General features: G+C 67.7%; 17 protein-coding genes. 8 read left to right on the top strand and 9 right to left on the bottom strand.

Features of this window, described 5'->3' with window-relative positions:
- Positions 1-63: 63 nt before the first annotated feature.
- Positions 64-1248 carry a M48 family metalloprotease gene (locus tag AC3WQM_RS28645; protein WP_492683402.1) on the top strand — a complete coding sequence of 395 codons (1185 nt, stop codon included), beginning with the start codon at positions 64-66 and terminating at the stop codon, positions 1246-1248.
- A 16-nt stretch (positions 1249-1264) separates the two neighbouring features.
- Positions 1265-2218 (top strand): hypothetical protein, encoded by a 954-nt coding sequence (locus AC3WQM_RS28640; protein ID WP_492683401.1) that lies wholly within the window; start codon positions 1265-1267, stop codon positions 2216-2218.
- On the opposite strand, the gene AC3WQM_RS28635 is transcribed toward AC3WQM_RS28640, so the two are convergent.
- The 7 genes from AC3WQM_RS28635 to AC3WQM_RS28605 form a co-directional block, all read right to left on the bottom strand.
- A complete protein-coding gene (locus AC3WQM_RS28635; RefSeq protein ID WP_492683400.1) occupies positions 2209-3456 on the bottom strand; it encodes a phenylacetate--CoA ligase family protein in 1248 nt (415 codons plus the stop codon). The two genes, AC3WQM_RS28640 and AC3WQM_RS28635, sit on opposite strands and share 10 nt — an antisense overlap.
- A 46-nt stretch (positions 3457-3502) precedes the next feature.
- Positions 3503-4315: an ABC transporter ATP-binding protein gene (locus AC3WQM_RS28630; RefSeq protein WP_492683399.1), complete on the bottom strand. Its 813-nt coding sequence runs from the start codon at positions 4313-4315 to the stop codon at positions 3503-3505.
- Positions 4316-4400: 85 nt separating this feature from the next.
- Positions 4401-5732: an ABC transporter substrate-binding protein gene (locus AC3WQM_RS28625; RefSeq protein ID WP_489061209.1), complete on the bottom strand. Its 1332-nt coding sequence runs from the start codon at positions 5730-5732 to the stop codon at positions 4401-4403.
- Positions 5733-5796: 64 nt separating this feature from the next.
- Positions 5797-6861, bottom strand: a complete 1065-nt coding sequence (locus tag AC3WQM_RS28620) for a branched-chain amino acid ABC transporter permease (protein ID WP_062473892.1) — start codon at positions 6859-6861, stop codon at positions 5797-5799.
- Between the two features lies 1 nt (position 6862).
- The gene (locus AC3WQM_RS28615; RefSeq protein WP_492683398.1) at positions 6863-7792 is read right to left on the bottom strand and encodes a branched-chain amino acid ABC transporter permease; all 930 of its coding nucleotides are present in this window, start codon (positions 7790-7792) and stop codon (positions 6863-6865) included.
- Between the two features lie 2 nt (positions 7793-7794).
- Entirely contained in the window at positions 7795-8580 is a 786-nt protein-coding gene (locus tag AC3WQM_RS28610) for an ABC transporter ATP-binding protein (RefSeq protein WP_062473888.1), read from the bottom strand.
- Positions 8577-10550 (bottom strand): AMP-dependent synthetase/ligase, encoded by a 1974-nt coding sequence (locus AC3WQM_RS28605; protein WP_492683397.1) that lies wholly within the window; start codon positions 10548-10550, stop codon positions 8577-8579. Before AC3WQM_RS28605 ends, AC3WQM_RS28610 begins: the two co-directional genes overlap by 4 nt.
- An 84-nt stretch (positions 10551-10634) precedes the next feature.
- On the opposite strand from AC3WQM_RS28605, the gene AC3WQM_RS28600 reads away from it, so the two are divergent.
- From AC3WQM_RS28600 to AC3WQM_RS28585, 4 genes are read left to right on the top strand one after another with little or no spacing between them, the layout of a single operon-like run.
- Complete coding sequence (locus AC3WQM_RS28600; protein ID WP_062473884.1) at positions 10635-11399, top strand: Crp/Fnr family transcriptional regulator; 765 nt, start codon at positions 10635-10637, stop codon at positions 11397-11399.
- Between the two features lie 11 nt (positions 11400-11410).
- The gene (locus tag AC3WQM_RS28595; RefSeq protein ID WP_492683396.1) at positions 11411-11890 is read left to right on the top strand and encodes a hypothetical protein; all 480 of its coding nucleotides are present in this window, start codon (positions 11411-11413) and stop codon (positions 11888-11890) included.
- A 58-nt stretch (positions 11891-11948) separates the two neighbouring features.
- Positions 11949-12722 (top strand): SDR family NAD(P)-dependent oxidoreductase, encoded by a 774-nt coding sequence (locus AC3WQM_RS28590; RefSeq protein ID WP_492683395.1) that lies wholly within the window; start codon positions 11949-11951, stop codon positions 12720-12722.
- Between the two features lie 16 nt (positions 12723-12738).
- Complete coding sequence (locus AC3WQM_RS28585; RefSeq protein WP_492683394.1) at positions 12739-12996, top strand: hypothetical protein; 258 nt, start codon at positions 12739-12741, stop codon at positions 12994-12996.
- Positions 12997-13157: 161 nt separating this feature from the next.
- Here AC3WQM_RS28585 and AC3WQM_RS28580 read toward each other — a convergent pair whose 3' ends face one another.
- Complete coding sequence (locus tag AC3WQM_RS28580) at positions 13158-14147, bottom strand: Bug family tripartite tricarboxylate transporter substrate binding protein (protein WP_492683393.1); 990 nt, start codon at positions 14145-14147, stop codon at positions 13158-13160.
- Positions 14148-14394: 247 nt separating this feature from the next.
- On the opposite strand from AC3WQM_RS28580, the gene AC3WQM_RS28575 reads away from it, so the two are divergent.
- Positions 14395-14772 (top strand): VOC family protein, encoded by a 378-nt coding sequence (locus AC3WQM_RS28575; RefSeq protein ID WP_492683392.1) that lies wholly within the window; start codon positions 14395-14397, stop codon positions 14770-14772.
- Positions 14773-14877: 105 nt separating this feature from the next.
- Positions 14878-17466, top strand: a complete 2589-nt coding sequence (locus tag AC3WQM_RS28570) for a hypothetical protein (protein ID WP_492683391.1) — start codon at positions 14878-14880, stop codon at positions 17464-17466.
- A gap of 49 nt (positions 17467-17515) precedes the next feature.
- Here AC3WQM_RS28570 and AC3WQM_RS28565 read toward each other — a convergent pair.
- On the bottom strand, positions 17516-17611 hold a 96-nt coding region (locus tag AC3WQM_RS28565; RefSeq protein ID WP_321165240.1), incomplete at its 5' end, for a Fe-Mn family superoxide dismutase.

The raw sequence follows: 17611 nt of genomic DNA, 5'->3' as shown, positions 1-17611 counted from the left end.
CGCCGGGGTGACCACAACCACAAACAGGCCCGCCCGACGGGCGGCATCGAGGAGAAGAAACCAATGGATCCCTGGGTCTATCCGCGCGAGCGCTGGCTCGGCAAACTCACGCTCGTGCTGGGCCTGCTGGCCTGGGCGCTGATCATCGTGGGCACGCTGGGCATCGCGCTCGTCTACGTGCTGCTGGGCTTCATCGGCTATGTGTTCGCGCAGTCGGCGGTCATCGCCTGGATCAAGGGCACGGGCGTGAAGCTGTCGCCCCAGCAGCTGCCCGAACTGCACGCGCGCTTCGTCGACTGCTGCACCCGCCTGGGCATCGCGCAGCCGCCCGAGGCCTACCTGCTGCACGGCGACGGCATGTTCAACGCCTTTGCCACGCGCTTCTTCGGCCGCAACTTCGTGGTGCTGCTGTCCGACGTGGTCGACGCCATGGAGGCGCAGCCCGACGGCATCCACTTCTACATGGGCCACGAGCTGGGCCACATCCGCCGCGGCCACCTCACGGGCCACATCTGGCGCGCGCCCGTGCTCTGGCTGCCGCTGCTGGGCGCGGCCTATGCGCGCGCCAAGGAATACACGTGCGACCTGCACGGCGCCGCCTGCTGCCGCGAGGTCGACTCCGCGCCGCGCGCGCTGGTGGCGCTAGCCGCCGGCGCGCAGCAGTGGCGCAACGTGAACCTGCAGCGCTACGCCGCCCAGTCGGCCGGCAACCGCGGCTTCTGGGGCTCGTTCCACGAACTCATCGGCGGCTACCCGTGGCTCACCAAACGCGTCGCGCGCGCCATCGACCCGGGCGCCAAGCTGCCCGAGCGCAACCCGGTGGCGTACCTGCTCGCGCTCTTCGTGCCGTATGCCGGCCGGGCCGGCGGCGGCGCGGCCGGTGCGTTGATCGTGGTGGCTGTCATCGGCGTGCTGGCGGCCGTGGCCATCCCCGCCTACCAGGAGTACCAGACCCGCGCCGTCGTCGCGCAGGCCTGGGCCCAGGGCGCGCCGGTGCGCGACGCGCTCACGCGCCACTATGAAGAAAAGGCCGAGATCCCCGACACCCTGGCTGCCGTCGGCCTGCCGGGTAACCTGCCCAACGGCGCGACCCTCACGCTCGACCCGGACAGCATGGTGGTGGAGGTGGCCACGCCCCAGGGCACGCTGCGCATGGAGCCGTCGTCGACGGACCGGGGCATTGCGTGGCATTGCAGCGCGGGGGAGGGGTTGAAGGAGAAGGCGTTGCCGGCCAGCTGCAAGAAGTAGCCGTTCACTGGCTCTGATGGCGTCTCCCGCTTCCATCGCAAACGCGGGGCGCCTGCCGCGCGACTTCGCGCTCATCACCGTGGCGGTCGAAGCGGCCATCGTGGGGGGCCACTTCGGCAGGCAGTTGTGGCCCGGCTCGGGGCACGAGGGCTATGGCCTGGACGTGTGGGCGGGCATGGCGGCCAACCTCGCAATGTCCTGGGTGCTGGCGGCGGCACTGGCCTGGAGCCATGCGCGCCAGGCATTGGAGGTGCGTGGCGGTGCGCGCCTGGCGCAGCTGCGCGGCCCGCGTGTGCGCCATGCCGGGGCCTATCTCATCGTGCGGGTGCTGGACTACTTCGTGCTGAGTCCGTGGCTCTACGGGCTGGGGTTGCTCTACATGCCGGGCGGTCGGCTGGTGCAACTGGCGATGCTGGTGCTGAGCGTGTGGCTGGCAACCTGGCTTGCGCTGAGGCAGGGCACTCAGGCATCGGCCGCGTCGTTCGATGCGGGCGATGCCAACGCCGTGGCGCCCGCGAGCGCATCGCCGGGTCGCGCCACGGTAGCGCTGTTGATCGCCGCCGTGTCCGCGTCGATCCAGATTTGGTGCGCGATGGTCACGGACCCGTGGCACGAGGCCATGAGGACCATGGACCGCGTGGCGCCCTTCCTGAGCTGGGTCGCGCCGCCGTTGTTGGTCTTTGCTCTGGCGTTCTGGGGCGCGTGGCTCGGCATCGGCCGTGGCCCGCTCCCCACACGGGTCCGGCCCTTCCGGGCCGTGGCCGCGTCGGTGCTGGCCTTTGTGCTGGTGCTGGCGGGCTGCGCTGCCGTCATCCTCGCGGGACTGGGGTTGCTGGAGCCGTCCCAGACCAGCATGGCCGGTGTCGGCGACCTGGTCATCCTGCTGGCCGCGCTCGTACCGCTCTACCCCTTGCTGACCGTGCTCCTCACGCGCTTCATTACGCGCCGCCTGTACCGCCCCTACTTGTAGCTGCGCGCGTCCTCGATCACCTTGCCGTCGTTCGGCAGGCTGCCCGGCGCCACCAGTTCGATGGTGCCGCGCAGCTTGGTCACTTCGCGCACCGCGTCGGCAATGCGTGCGTCGAGCCCGGCCGGGGCGCCGGCGCATTCGAGCTTGAAGGTCATCTGGTCGTCGCCCATCTCGCCCGACACCACGAGCCGCGCGCGCATGATCTCGGGAAAGCGCCGCACGACCTCGGCGACCTGCGAGGGGTGCACGAACATGCCGCGCACCTTGGTGGTCTGGTCGGCGCGGCCGAGCCAGCCCTTGATGCGCTTGTTGGTGCGGCCCGTGGGGCAGGTGCCCGCGAGCACGGCCGAGAGGTCGCCGGTGCCGAAGCGCACCAGCGGGTAGTCGGGGTTGAAGGTGGTGACGACGATCTCGCCCACCTCGCCGTCGGGCACCGGGTCGCCGGTGCCGGGGCGCACGATCTCGACCAGCACGCCCTCGTCGATCACCAGGCCCTGGCGCGCGCTGGTTTCGTACGCGATGAGGCCCAGGTCGGCGGTGGCGTAGCACTGGATGCCCTGCACGCCGTGCGCGGCGATCCAGTCGTGCAGGCTGGGCGGAAAGGCCTCGCCGGACACCAGCGCCTTGGTGAACCACGGCAGCTTCTGGCCTTTTTCTTCGGCCTTCTCCAGCAGGATCTTCAGGAAGCTCGGCGTGCCCGCGTAGCCGTCGGGCTTGAGGTCGACGATGGCTTCGAGCTGCTGCTCGGTCTGGCCCGTGCCGCCCGCGAAGATGGTGCAGCCCATGGCGTGCGCACCGCTTTCCATGATGGAGCCGGCCGGCGTCATGTGGTAGCTGAAGCTGTTGTGGATCAGCTCGCCGCTGCGAAAGCCCGCCGCATGCAGCGCCCGCGCGGTGCGCCAGTAGTCGCGCGCCTCGCCCTCGGGCTCGTAGATGGTGCCGGGGCTCGCGAAGATGCGCGGCATGCGCGGCCCGCGCACGATCGACGCAAAGCCGCCGAAGGGGTCGTCGGCGCGGCGCGCCTTCTGCAGCTCGAGCAGTTCCGACTTGCGCGTGACGGGCAGCTTCGCGAGGGCTTCGCGCGAGGTCACGTCGCCGGGCTTCACGCCGTCGAGGATCTTCGTGAAGGCGGACGTTGCAGTCTGTGCCTGCGCGATCTGCCTGGGCAGCGCGGCCAGCAGGTCACGTTCGCGTTCGGCGGGGTCGCGGATTTCCAGTTGGTCGTAGTGGTCGTTCATGTCCGTACCCTTCGTCTATCGATTCGGTCGCTCTGGGGTGGGTACTTCAGGCCAGCCAACGCTTGCGGCGCTTGTAGCTCTTCACATCGCGGAAGCTCTTGCGGTCCGCGCCGCCCACGCCGAGGTAGAACTCCTTCACGTCCTCGTTCTCGCGCAGGCTCTTGGCCTCGCCGTCCATCACGATGCGGCCGTTCTCCAGGATGTAGCCGTAGTCGGCGTAGCGCAGCGCCATGTTGGTGTTCTGCTCGGCCAGCAGGAAGGTCACTTTTTCCTTGGTGTTCAGGTCTTTGACGATCTCGAACACCTCTTCCACGATCTGCGGCGCCAGGCCCATCGAGGGCTCGTCGAGCAGCACCATGGTCGGGTTGGCCATCAGCGCGCGGCCGATGGCGCACATCTGCTGCTCGCCGCCCGAGGTGTAGGCCGCCTGCGAGGTGCGGCGCGTCTTCAGGCGCGGGAAGTACGCGTAGACCTTCTCCAGCGTCTCCTGCACCGCGGCCTTTCCGTCGGTGCGCGTGTAGGCGCCGGTCATCAGGTTCTCTTCGATGGTCAGGTGGGCGAAGCAGTGACGGCCTTCCATCACCTGGATCAGCCCGCGCTTGACCAGCTCGGCCGGCGACAGCGCCTCGATGCGCTCGCCGCGCAGTTCGATGGTGCCCTTGGTCACGGCGCCGCGTTCGCCCGCGAGCAGGTTGCTCACGGCGCGCAGCGTGGTCGTCTTGCCGGCGCCGTTGCCGCCGAGCAGTGCCACGATGCCGCTTTCGGGCACGGTCAGCGACACGCCCTTGAGCACGAGGATCACGTGGTTGTAGATGACCTCGATGCCGTTGACGTTGAGAAGGATCTTGGGTTCGCTCATGGTGTGGTCCGAAGCATTCGCAAGAACGGCACATCGCCGTCCTTGCGAATGGCGGCTCTTGCGAGCCGCCACGGCACTCAGTGCATCAGGATTGGCAGTCCGCGGCTTCGCGGCGTGTCAGCTTCTTCTCGCCGGCGTACTTGTCGGCAGCGGCCTTCACCATCGGCTTGATGATCTGGCTGTCGGCCTCGTACCAGTCCGACATGCCGCCCCACTTCGCACCGTCCCAGGTGTGCACGCGCGCCCAGGTCGAGCCCATGTGGTCCTGGCACGAGGTGCTCACCGGACGCATCACGCCCGAGAAGCCCAGGGCGTCGAGCTTCTTCTGGTCGAGCGCGAGGTTTTCCATGCCCCAGCGCACCTGCTCGCCGGTCATGACCTTGCCCTTGCCGAAGCGCTCCTGTGCGCGCTTGACGGCCTCGATGGTCAGCATCTGGATGATCACGCCGCGCGTGTAGAGCACCGAGCCCACTTCGTCCTTCGGACCTGTGCCCTGGCCCTTGTCGTGCACCTGCTTGAGGATGTCCTGGATCACCTTGGGCTGCGTGCCCGAGGTGTTCAGCGCCAGCGCGTTGTAGCCCTTGGCGTTGGCGCCCACGTCCTTCACGTCGGGTTCGGCGCCGGCCCACCACACGCCGTACATCTTCTCGCGCGGGTAGCCCGTGGCCACGGCTTCCTTTAGCGCGGTGGAGTTCATCACGCCCCAGCCCCACAGCAGCACGAAGTCGGGACGCGACTGGCGCACCTGCAGCCAGGCCGATTTCTGTTCCACGCCCGGTGCGGTCACGGGGATCAGCGACAGCTCGAAGCCGTTCTGCTTGGCGCGCTCCTGCAGCAGCGGGATCGGCTCCTTGCCGAACGGCGAGTCGTGGTACACGAGGGCGATCTTCTTGCCCTTGAGCTTGTCCATGCCGCCTTCTTTTTTGCCGATGTGCTGGATCAGGATGTCGGCCGCGGTCCAGTAGGAGCCCATGAGCGGGAAGTTCCACTTGAACACGCCGCCGTCCTGCGAGGCCGACAGGCCGTAGCCCAGCGTGATGAGCGGGATCTTGTCGGTGGGCACCTTGTCGGTCAGCGCGAAGGTGATGCCGGTGGCTTGCGGGTCGAACAGCGCGACGCCCGGGCGGCCCTTCAGGCGCTCGTAGCACTCCACGCCCTTGTCGGTCGCGTAGCCGGTCTCGCATTCCTCGTACGAGATCTTCACGCCGTTCATGCCGCCGGTGGCGTTGACGAGCTTGATGTAGTCCTGCTTGCCGTTGGCCCACGGCGTGCCGTTGGGCGCGTAGGGGCCGGTGCGGTACACCAGCAGCGGGAAGAACTGTTCCTTGGCCTGCGCCTGCGCGAGCGAAGGCGCGAAGGCCGCGCCGAGGGTGCTGGCCACCAGGGCGGCGGTCAGAGCGAGCGATTTCAGTGTCATGCCTGTCTCCTTTTGTGGGCACCTCGGTGCCGGGTTTTTACGAACGAACAACAACAAGAACCTGTCAGTGCGGGAAGGGCCACAGCCGCAGCTTTTCCTTGGCCGTGGACCACAGCCGTGCCAGGCCGTGCGGCTCCACGATCAGGAAGAACACGATCAGCGCGCCGAAGATCATGGTCTCCAGGTGCGAGGCCAATGCGGTCGAGATCGAGAAGCCCAGCCACCCCGGCAGCTGGTTCAGGAAGAGCGGCAGCAGCACGATGAAGGCGGCGCCGAAGAAGCTGCCCATGATCGAGCCCAGCCCGCCGATGATCACCATGAACAGCAGCTGGAACGAGCGGTCGATGCTGAACGCCGCCGGCTCCCACGCACCGAGGTGGATGAAGCCCCACAGCGCGCCGGCCACGCCGACGATGAAGCTGCTCACCGCGAAGGCCGTGAGCTTGGCGTACACCGGGCGGATGCCGATCACCGCGGCGGCCACGTCCATGTCGCGCATCGCCATCCACTCGCGGCCGATGGCGCTGCGCACCAGGTTCTTGGCGAGCAGGGCGAACACCACCACGAAGATCAGGCAGAACAGATACTTCTGCACCGGCGACTCGATCGGCACGCCGAACACGTTCAGGCCCGCCACGCTCACCGAGCCCGACGAAGAGTTGTTGGTGAACCACTGGATGCGCAGGAAGGCCCAGTCGGTGAAGAACTGCGCGGCCAGCGTGGCCACCGCCAGGTACAGGCCCTTGATGCGCAGGCTCGGAATGCCGAACAGCACGCCGATCACCGTCGCGCACAGCCCGCCCAGCAGCAGCGAGGCGATGAGCGGCATGCCGTCGATGCGCACCTGGAAGTTGTAGGCCGCGTACGCGCCCACCGCCATGAAGGCGCCGGTGCCCAGAGAGATCTGGCCGCAGTAGCCGACCAGGATGTTGAGGCCCAGCGCCGCCAGCGACAGGATCAGGAAAGGCGTGAGGATGGCGCGCATCCAGTAGTCGGACACGCCCATCGGCACCACGACGAACGCCACGAGCAGCAGCACCAGGATCGCCAGGCGGTCCTGCGCGATCGGGAAGATCTGTTGGTCGGCGCGGTAGCTCGACTTGAACTGGCCGTTTTCTCTGTAGAACATGTCAGACCCGATCGATGATCTTTTCGCCGAACAACCCCTGGGGCCGCACAAGCAGGAAGACCAGTGCAAGAACATAGGCAAACCAGATCTCGATGCCGCCACCGAGCATGGGGCCGAGATAGATTTCAGACAGCTTCTCGCCGACACCGATCAACAGGCCGCCGATGATGGCGCCGGGGATCGAGGTCAGCCCGCCGAGGATCACCACCGGCAGCGCCTTCAGCGCCACCAGCGAGAGCGAGAACTGCACGCCGAGCTTGGAGCCCCAGATGATCCCGGCCACCAGGGCCGAGAAGCCGGCCACCGACCACACGATCACCCAGATGCGCGACAGCGGAATGCCGATCGATTGCGCGGCCTGGTGGTCGTCGGCCACCGCACGCAGCGCGCGGCCCGTGGCGGTCTTCTGGAAGAAGATGGCCAGCACCACCACCAGCGCGGCCGACACCGCCGCCGCCACCAGGTCTTCCTGGCTCAGCAGCAGGCCGCCCTCGAAGGTGCCCTGCAGCACCATCAGCGGTTCCTTGGGCATGCCGACATCGATCTTGTAGATGTCGTTGCCGAAGATCGTCTGGCCCACGCCGTCCAGGAAGTAGGCGATGCCCAGCGTGGCCATCAGCAGCGTGATGCCTTCCTGGTTCACCAGCTTGCTCAGCGCCAGCCGTTCGATGAGCCAGGCCACCACGATCATCACGGCCATGGCCGCGATGAAGGCCAGGATGTTCGCGAGGATCTGGCTCTGGAAGCCGAACCACTGCGGGAACCACTCGGCGAAGCGCGCCATGGCCAGCGCCGCGAACAGCACCATCGCGCCCTGCGCGAAGTTGAAGACGCCCGAGGCCTTGTAGATCAGCACGAAGCCGATCGCGATCAGCGAATACAGCATGCCGACCATGAGGCCGCCGAAAAGGGTTTCGAGGAAAAATCCCATGGTCAATGCTCCACGCCGAGGTACGCCCGGATCACGTCTTCGTTGTTCCGAACTTCATCCGGCGTGCCGTCGCCGATCTTCTTGCCGTAGTCCAGCACCACCACGCGGTCGGAGATGTCCATCACCACGCCCATGTCGTGCTCGATGAGCACGATGGTCGCGCCGAACTCGTCGTTCACGTCGAGGATGAAGCGGCTCATGTCCTGCTTCTCTTCCACGTTCATGCCGGCCATGGGTTCGTCCAGCAGCAGCACCTGCGGCTCCATCGCCAGCGCGCGGCCGAGGTCGACGCGCTTTTGCAGGCCGTAGGGCAGGCGGCCCACCGGCGTCTTGCGGTGTGCCTGGATTTCCAGGAAGTCGATGATGTGCTCGACGAACTCGCGGTGCTGCAGCTCCTCGCGTTCGGCCGGGCCCCAGCGCAGCGCCTGTGCGAACAGGCCGCTCTTCATCTTGAGGTTGCGCCCGGTCATGATGTTGTCGAGCACGCTCATGCCCTTGAACAGCGCCAGGTTCTGGAAGGTGCGCGCCACGCCCATCTCGGCCACCTGGCGCGAGTTCATGTGCTTGAAGGTCTGGCCGCGGAAGGTGATGGAGCCCTGCTGCGGCCAGTACACGCCGTTGATGCAGTTCAGCATCGAGCTCTTGCCCGCGCCGTTGGGGCCGATGATGGCCCGCACCTCGTGCTCGCGCACGTTGAAGCTGATGTCGGTCAGCGCCTTCACGCCGCCGAAGCTCAGGCTGATGTTCTGGACGTCGAGGATGACGTCGCCAATCTTTCGGTTGCTCATGCAGCGGCCTTCACGATGGGGAAGGTCTTGGCGTCGTTGATCTTCAGCGTGGCGCTGACAACCCCCGTGCGTCCGTCCTCGAACTTGACCTGGGTCTCGATGTACTGGGCGGTCTTGCCGCCGTACAGCGCATCGACCAGCACGGCGTATTTCTCGGCGATGAAGCCGCGGCGCACCTTGCGCGTGCGGGTCAGCTCGTCGTCGTCGGGGTCGAGTTCTTTGTGCAGCACGAGGAAGCGCGCGATCTGTGTCTCGCCCATGCCGTCCTCGGCTGCGAGGTCGGCGTTGACCTTGGCGATGCACTCGGCCACCAGCGTCAGCACCTCGGGCTTGCCGGCCAGGTCCACATAGCCGCCGTAGGCCAGGCCGCGGCGCTCGGCCCAGTTGCCGACCGCCTCGAAGTCGATGTTGACGAAGGCACAGACCTCGTCGCGGCCGTTGCCGAAGCACACGGCCTCCTTGATCTGCGGGAAGAACTTGAGCTTGTTCTCGATGTAGTTGGGCGCAAAGATCGCGCCGCCCACGAGCCGGCCCACGTCCTTGGCGCGGTCGATGATGCGCAGGTGGCCTTCGCTGTCGAGCACGCCGGCGTCGCCGGTGTGGAAGTAGCCGTTGGCGTCGAGCACCTCGGCGGTGGCGTCGGGGCGCTTGTAGTACTCCTTGAGCACCGACACGCCGCGCACCAGCACCTCGCCGTCGTCGGCGATCTTCAGCTCGATGCCCGGCGCCGCCGTGCCCACGGTCTGCAGCTTGACCTTGCCGTCCTGCTGCAGGCACACATAGGCGCAGGTCTCGGTCTGGCCGTAGAACTGCTTGAGGTTCACGCCGATGGAGCGGTAGAAGCGGAACAGGTCGGGCCCGATGGCCGCGCCGGCCGTGTAGGCCACGCGGATGCGGCTCATGCCCAGCACGTTGCGCAGCGGGCCGTAGATGAGCAGGTTGCCCAGGCTGTACATGACGCGGTCGCCGGTGCTCACCGGTGCGCCGTTCAGGATGTCGGCGCCCACGCGCTGCGCCAGCGCCATGAACTTCGCATAGAGCCAGCGCTTGGGTGCGGCCGCGTCTTCCATGCGGATCGACACGGCCGTGAGCAGGCCTTCGAAGGTGCGCGGCGGGCCGAAGTAGTAGCTCGGGCCGATCTCGCGCATGTCGTTCATCACCGTCTCGGCCGACTCGGGGCAGTTGAGCGTGAAGCCGCCCACCAGCCACTGCGCCACCGAGAACAGGTGGTCGCCCACCCACGCCATCGGCAGGTAGCTCATGATGTTGTCGCCGGGGCCGAGCTTGTCGGTCTCGACGCCGCCGCGCCCTGCCGCGATGAAGCTGGCGTGCGTCTGGCACACGCCCTTGGGGCGGCCGGTGGTGCCCGAGGTGTAGAGGATCACGCCGACGTCGGTGGCCTCGCCGCTGGCCACGGCGCGGTCGTAGTAGCCGGCGTTGGCCTTGTCGAAGGCCCGGCCCAGCTCGCGCAGCTGCTCGTAGCTCATGAGCCCCGGCTGGTCGTAGTGGCGCAGGCCCTTGGGGTCGTCGTAGATGATGTGGCGGATGCCCGATGGCCGGCCCTCTTGGCCCTCCTGCCCTTGCTGCAGCTCGCGGCACTCGAGCAGCTTGTCGACCTGCTCCTGGTCTTCGACGATCACGAACTCGATGCCCGCGTCGTTCAGCATGAAGACCATCTCGCTGGCGACCGCGTCCTGGTACAGGGGCACGGGCACGCCGCGCAGGCTTTGCGCGGCGAGCACCGCCATGTACAGGTGCGGCCGGTTGGCACCGACGATCGCGAGGTTGTCGAAGGCCTTGAAGCCAAGGCTTGCCAGACCGCAGGCCATCTCGCGCACTTCCTGCGCCACGGCGTTCCAGGTCCAGGTTTGCCAGATGCCAAGGTCTTTTTCGCGCACGGCGGGAGCCTCGGGACGGGCCTCGGCATGCGCGAGCAGCAGACGGGGGAAGGTGGGGGCGGTGGTTTGCACAGTGGCCGGATCGTAGGTCCCACTTTGACGCCCGGTTGTCGTTCCAACGACAATCCTAGGGACACTACTCCCCGGAGTTTCCCGATGCCTCCTGGCAACCTCAACCCACAGAACGTGCTCGGCGGTTCCATCAAGGACCGTGTGCGCCCTGCCAATGCCGCTGAACTCGACGGTATTCCGTGGCTGCCCACGCTCACGCCCGCCGAGCGCCGCCGCGCCGAGGCCACGCTCGTGGTGGGCGAGGCCGAGCCCGGCGACCTGGTGTGCCGCGTCGGGCGTTCGCCCACCTACTGGTTCGGCGTGGTCGAGGGCCTGCTGAAGATGAGCAACGACAACGCCGACGGCGGCTCGGTCACCTACACCGGCGTGCCGCCCGGTGGCTGGTTCGGCGAGGGCACGGTGATGAAGCGCGAGCCCTACCGCTACAACATCCAGGCGCTGCGCCGCAGCCTCGTGGCGGGGCTGCCGATCGAGAGCTTCCACTGGCTGCTCGACCACTCCATCGGCTTCAACCGCTTCGTGATGAACCAGCTCAACGAGCGGCTGGGCCAGTTCATCGCGGCGCTGGAGATCGACCGCCTCAACAACCCCGACGCGCGCGTGGCGCGCAACCTGGTGTCGCTGTTCAACCCGGTGCTGTACCCCGGCGTGGGCGAGGTCTTGCGCATCACGCAGCAGGAACTGGCGTACCTTGTCGGCCTGTCGCGCCAGCGCGTGAACGAGGCGCTCAATGCGCTGTCGGCGCAGGGGCTGATCCGCGTGGAGTACGGTGGCCTGCGCGTGCTCGACCTGCCGGGCCTGCGCGCCACCGCGATGTCCAGCCGCAAGAACAACAGTACTTCGAACTGAAAGATAAAAACATGGCCCTCTCCGACCACCTGCAGATCGTTCCCGCCGACGCCCAGGCGAGCTTTCTGCCGCCGCAGCAGCAACAGGCCACGCAGGCCCGCAACGAGGAAGACGACGGCCCGACGCTGGAAGAAGCCATCGACCGCGCCGAGGCCTTGGGCGAACAGATCGACGCGCTCAACGAGATCCTGGCGCGCCCGCTCAAGGACATCCTGGCCGACCGCGAGAAGTCCGAAGAAGCCGCGCTGGCCTGGGACCGCTTCGGCGCGATGTGGATGCTGTCGCAGCGCGCCATGCGCCGCGTCGCGCTCGACCTGGCGGCGCAGCTCGGCGTGAGCGAGGAAGAGGTCGTGGCGCGCGCCATGGCGAACGCCAACGCGGTGCTCAATGGCGCGGACGAGGTCGATTTCGGCGGCTCCATCGCGCCTGCGCAGCTGCAGCACATCGCCCGCCACCGCAACTTCCTGCGCGCCCAGTTCCGTACCGGCTGACGCGCGCGGCCTTTCGATATCCCTTAGCCTTGCGGCCTTCTCCTGCCTCCACACCACCATGACCACCTCCGCCTCTTCCCACCTCACCGTCATCACCGGCGCCTCGCGCGGCTTGGGCCGTGCCATGGCCGAACAGCTGCTGCAGGCCGGCCACACGGTGCTCGGCATCGCGCGCAAGCCCTCGCCCGAACTGGCCGAAGCCCCCAAGGCCAGCGGCGCTGAACTGACGCAATGGGAGCAGGACCTGTCCGACCCGGTCGCCGTCGCGGCGCGCCTGTCGGACTGGCTGCGCACGCTGGACGGCCAGCGCTTCGACAGCGTCACGCTCATCAACAACGCCGGCACCGTCGGCAACCCCGCGCCGCTGTCGCGCGCCGTGCCGGCCGAGCTGGCGCAGGCCCTGCGCATCGGGCTCGAGGCGCCGATGCTGCTCACGGCCGCTTTCCTCGGCGGCACGCGCGAATGGCGCGGCGCGCGCAAGGTGCTGAACATCTCGTCGGGCCTGGGCCGCAACGCCCTGGGCAGCCAGGCGCCGTACTGCGCGGCCAAGGCCGGCATGGACCATTTCTCGCGCGCCGTGGCGCTCGAAGAGGTGCATGCGCCGAACGGCGCGCGCATCGTGTCGCTGGCGCCCGGCATCATCGACACCGACATGCAGGTGCAACTGCGCGGCGCTTCGGCCGAACAGTTCCCGGACCGCACGCGTTTCGTGAGCATGAAGGAAGAAGGCCGGCTCGACAGCCCCCAAAGCGCCGCGGCCAAGGTGCTCGCCTACCTGGCGCGCGCGGACTTCGGCAGCAACCCCGTGGCCGACGTGCGCGACCCGGCCTGAACGCGACGACCACATCATGGCCACCGCAAAGTCCATCGACACCGTCGAATACAAGCTCTTCCCGTCACCGAGGAACGTGCACCGCATCGTCTTCGAGCACCAGGTGTTCGTGCCGTACCCGTACGCGCTGATCGTGATGGACGAGTTCTATTTCAAGGGCCGCTACAGCCTGTTCTCGGCCTGCCGCATGAGCGACGGGAAGATGGGGCAGGTGGCGACGTTCGAGGAGGCGGCGGACGTGGAGATCTTCAATACGAAGTTCGTGCCGGACTGAGCGCGCGGCGTTTCTTGACTTGTTCCCTCTCCCCTCGGGGAGAGGGCTAGGGTGAGGGCAGCAGCCTTCGCACGCGCAAGGCCTTCGCCATCGCCGTCAGCCCTCACCCCAACCCTCTCCCCAAGGGGAGAGGGAGCAAAGCCCCATGGTGGGGCTTGCGTTTACTCGATCGTCGCCCCCGAGGCCTGCACGATCCCCTTCCACTTCTCGTAGTCCGTCTTCAGCAGCGCACCGAACTGCTCCGGCGTCATGCTCTGCGGCTCCGCGCCCTGGGCGATGATGGCCGCCTTCATCTCGGGCGTGGCCAGCAGCTTGTTGACTGCCGCATTCAGCGTGGCGACGACGTCCTTGGGCGTGCCGGCCGGCACGAAGACGCCGTACCAGGTGCTCACGTCGAAGTCCTTGTAGCCCAGTTCGGCCACGGTGGGCGTGTCGGGCAGTGAGGTGCTGCGCTTGGCGGAGGTGACGGCCAGCGGGCGCAGCTTGCCGGCCTTGATCTGCGCCATGGCCGAGGGCACCGACGACACCATCAGGTCGACGTTGCCCGCGAGCACGTCCATCATGGCCGCGTTGGAGCCCTTGTAGGGCACGTGGCGCATCTTGATCTTGGCGGCGCCGTTGAAGATCTCGCCGGCCAGATGGATGGTGGTGCCGTTGCCCGGCGAGCCGTAGGTGACGGTGTCGGGCGCGGCGCGCGCGGCCTTCACCACGTCGTCCAGCGTCTTGAACTTGGAGTTGGCCTGCGTGACGATCACCACGGGCGTGTAGGCCACGTGGGCCACGGCCGTGAGGTCCTTCACCGGGTTGTAGCTCAGGCTCTTGTAGAGCCAGGGCGCGACGACCATGTTGTCCTTCTGGCCCATCACGATGTCGTAGCCCGTGGGCGCGGCGCGCGCGGCCTCGGCGATGCCGATGGTGCCGCCGGCGCCCGCGCGGTTGTCGGGCACCACGGTCCAGTGGTTGGCCTCGGTGAGCTTCTGCGCGACCAGGCGCGCCAGGATGTCGGTGCCGCCGCCGGGCGGGAAGGGGACGACCATGCGAATGGGCTTGGCGGGGTAGGCGGCGGTCTGGGCGTGGGCCGGGGCGGTGGCCGCCACGGCGGTGAAGGCCAGCGCGAAGGCCAGCGGACGGAGGAAGTTCGATGGGGTCATGGGGTGCATTGTCTCGTTCTGGGGGGCAGGGGGGATGCAGTCTGCCGGAAGTGCCGATGCAGGGTTTTCGCGGTTCGCGATGGCCCTCGTCTCGGCTGGCGGGGGCAGAACGCGGGGGCGGTGCGTACTTTCGGACGCCTTGACATGCCGTGAGGCGAGTCGAATACTCCACCAAATGGTTGAGTATTTCTGGCTCGCCCGGCGCTCGGCGGCTTCCGGGCGCCCTTCCTCTTTGCGGGAGGCTCCCATGCTCGGACACATCAATGCAGTGGCCAACCTGGCGGTGAAAGACCTCGCCGTGGCCCGACGCTTCTACGAAGACACGCTCGGCCTGGCGCAGGTCGATGCCGAAGGCGACGAGGTCATCGTCTACCGCAGCGGCAACACGCGGCTCAATGTCTACCGCTCGGCCTTCGCGGGCACCAACCAGGCCACGGCCGTGACCTGGTCGGTCGACGGCGACATCGAGCGCCTCGTGGCCGCGCTCAAGGCCAAGGGCGTGCGCTTCGAGCACTACGACATGCCCGGCACCACGCTCGCGGGCGACATCCACGTCATGGGCGACATGAAGGTCGCGTGGTTCAAGGACCCGGACGGGAACATCCTGAACCTCATCAACGTCTGAGCTGCCCCTGTCCATCCGGCATCCCCCGTTTGGGGGAAGCCAAGGGCGACGCGCTGCGGACAATCCCTCCTGCCATGCACCGGCCTGGCATGGAGGAGTCACCACATGCGCGCACCGCCGCCCGAGCAGTCAACGCCTGAATCACCCGCGCGCCCCGAGCGCGTCGCGGTCATCGCCATCCACGGCGTGGCCGACCAGAAGGCCGGCGACACGGCCCGCGCCATCGCCTCGCTGATGCTCAACCACCCCAGCCCCGACGCCACCTACCGCCAGGCCGACTGCGACAGCCACCTGTTGCCGGTGCCGCCGCTGACCTCGATGGTGCAGCAGCGCACCGGGCATCAGGACAAGAACGAGAAGGCCGCCACCGAAGGCGCCGCCGCGCAGAAGGCCTACGTGCCGCCCGTGCGCAAGGCCATGCGGCAGTCGAAGACCTCGGACTTCAGCGCCGACGACTGGATCTCGACCGCCGAGGCCGACGACGCGGGCGTGGTGCGCGCCGCCAAGGGGCACGGGCTGCTCACGCCGCGCGAGCTGAAGAAGAGCAACCCCGACATCGCCTTCAGCGACTACCTGCTGTTCAAGTCGCAGCGCGCCGAGCCTGACCACGAGGCCTACGAGGCCACGCGCGTGCGCATGACGCGCGACGCCACCGATGCGAACGGGCAGCCGGTGCAGCAGCGCATCGACGTGCACGAGATGTACTGGGCCGACCTGTCGCGCCTGCCGGGCTCGGTGGCGCGCATCGTCGCGGAGCTCTTCACCATCGTGTTTCGCCTCTCGCAGCTGGGCCGCGACGCGGTGGACCGGGCCGCCGAGGCGGCGGGTGTGAACATGAAGCCCAGACCTCCGGGCGCACGGCGCTGGGCCTGCCTGGCGAAGCTGCAGACCGCGCTCGACTGGGCCTTTGCGAACCTGCTGGCCAACATCTTCCTGCAGCTGCTGCTGGTCGGGTTGGTGATCGCGGGGCTCGGGAGCTTGGTGCAAGCCGAGCTGTGGCCGCAGGAGCTGCCACACGTCGAGCTGGTGCGCCGGGTGCTGGCGGTGATCATTCCGGCGGCGGGGCTGTGGGCGTACGGCTACCGGGGGCGTTCCGGTGTGTCCGGCCGGATGGTGGTGGGCCTGTACGCCCTCTTGGCGATGTGGTTCCTGTGGACGCAGGTGCCCGCGCATTGGGTGGTTGGCCTGACGTGGCTGGCGCTGATGGCGGCACTGGCCGACCGTGCCTTGCGCATCGCGCGGGACCGCTTTCCTGCGGCACGCACCTGGGGGCTCGGCCTGATGGGGGTCACTGCGGCGGCATTGCTGATTCAGGTGGCGAACAATGCGTCGGCGGCGGGCGGCGCAGACGATTTGCGCCACTGGGTTCGGGCCGGCATGCAAGTGGTCGAGTACCTGCTCCTGGGCATCGTGCTCTGGTGGGCTGGCGCCGGCGCGCTGCTTGTCGCCTGGCTGGTTGCGGGGTGGATGGCGCCTGGAAAGGATGCCGCAGCACATGCCAGCGTGGCAACGGGGCGGCTGGGGTTGTTCGTGTCGGTGGCGGCATTCGTCGCGTTGTCGATGGTGTTCTGGGCTGTGTTGACGAACCTCGTGGAACTCGGGGCAAGGCATATCGATTACCTGCCGTTCTGGTTCGACAAGAAGAACATGTGCTGGATCGACGGCGCAGGCTTCTTGCACACCCGCTATGAAAGAAGCACGGAGACATTCGCGTTGGTGGCTGCCCTGACGTTGTCGTTGTTGCTCTACCTTGTCGCGGCGTTGCTGCCGAGCCTGCTCGCCGAAGCCAAGGTGAGCTTCGGGACTTCGCAGCGCCAGGGCTATTGGTTGGGGCAGGGCTACAGGCGACTCGACTGCTTTGTTGCCTGGCTGACCGGACTCAGCGTTCTGGCTGCCTGCACGGTCGCCGTCCTGCTGGTGTTCGCCCAATTGGGCATTGCCTTCGGAGACACGATGGACGAATGGAGTCGCGCGCTGGCCGAATTTTCAAGGGTTTTCCTCAAGCCACTGATCTTCAGCGCCGCCACCCTCGCCGCCGCCATCTCGCTGCTTGGCGGTTTTCTCACGCGCACCGTGCCGGGCCTGCGCATGCCGCTCGACGTGGCGCTGGACGTCGACGGCCACTTCCGCGAGTTTCCGCGCCGCGCCATCCCGCGCGCGCGCATCTTCTCGCGCTACGTGTCGCTGCTGGAGCACGTGGCGGCGCAGGGCTACGACCGCATCGTGATCGTGGCCCACAGCCAGGGCACGGTGATCTCGACCGAGCTGCTGCGCTACCTGCAGTTCCGCGCCGCACAACAGGTCGATGCGCGGGTGACCGACCTTTGGGCGGCGCTCAACAAGAGCCGCCTCCTGCTGCTCACCGCCGGTTGCCCGCTGCGCCAGCTGTATGCGGCGCGCTTTCCGCACCTCTACGGCTGGGTGACGGCGGAAGACGCGAACGGCGGCGGGCCGAGCGCGGCCCAGGTCGGCGTGGCCCGCTGGGTCAACCTCTACACGGCGGGCGACTACGTCGGGCGCTGGCTCTGGGGCGAGGACGACAAGCCCTACGAGCCGGTGACGACGCCGCCGGCCTGGTGCGTCGCGGCCGAGCACGAGGCCTGCCTCGGCCTGGGCGCCCACACCCACTACTTCGACCTCGACCAGGCGTACGTGGCGCGCTGGATCGACTGGATGGTGACGGCGCGCCCATGAAAAAGCCGGCCCGCAGGCCGGCTTTTTCTTCATGCCGAAAGCGCGGGCTTCAGCCGAAGTTCTTGGCCGCGAAGTCCCAGTTGGCCAGCTTGGCCAGGAAGGTCTCGACGAACTTCGGGCGCAGGTTGCGGTAGTCGATGTAGTA

Source organism: Variovorax sp. FW301-JW7 (assembly GCF_058788795.1).
This window is presented reverse-complemented; position numbering and strand designations above follow the sequence as displayed.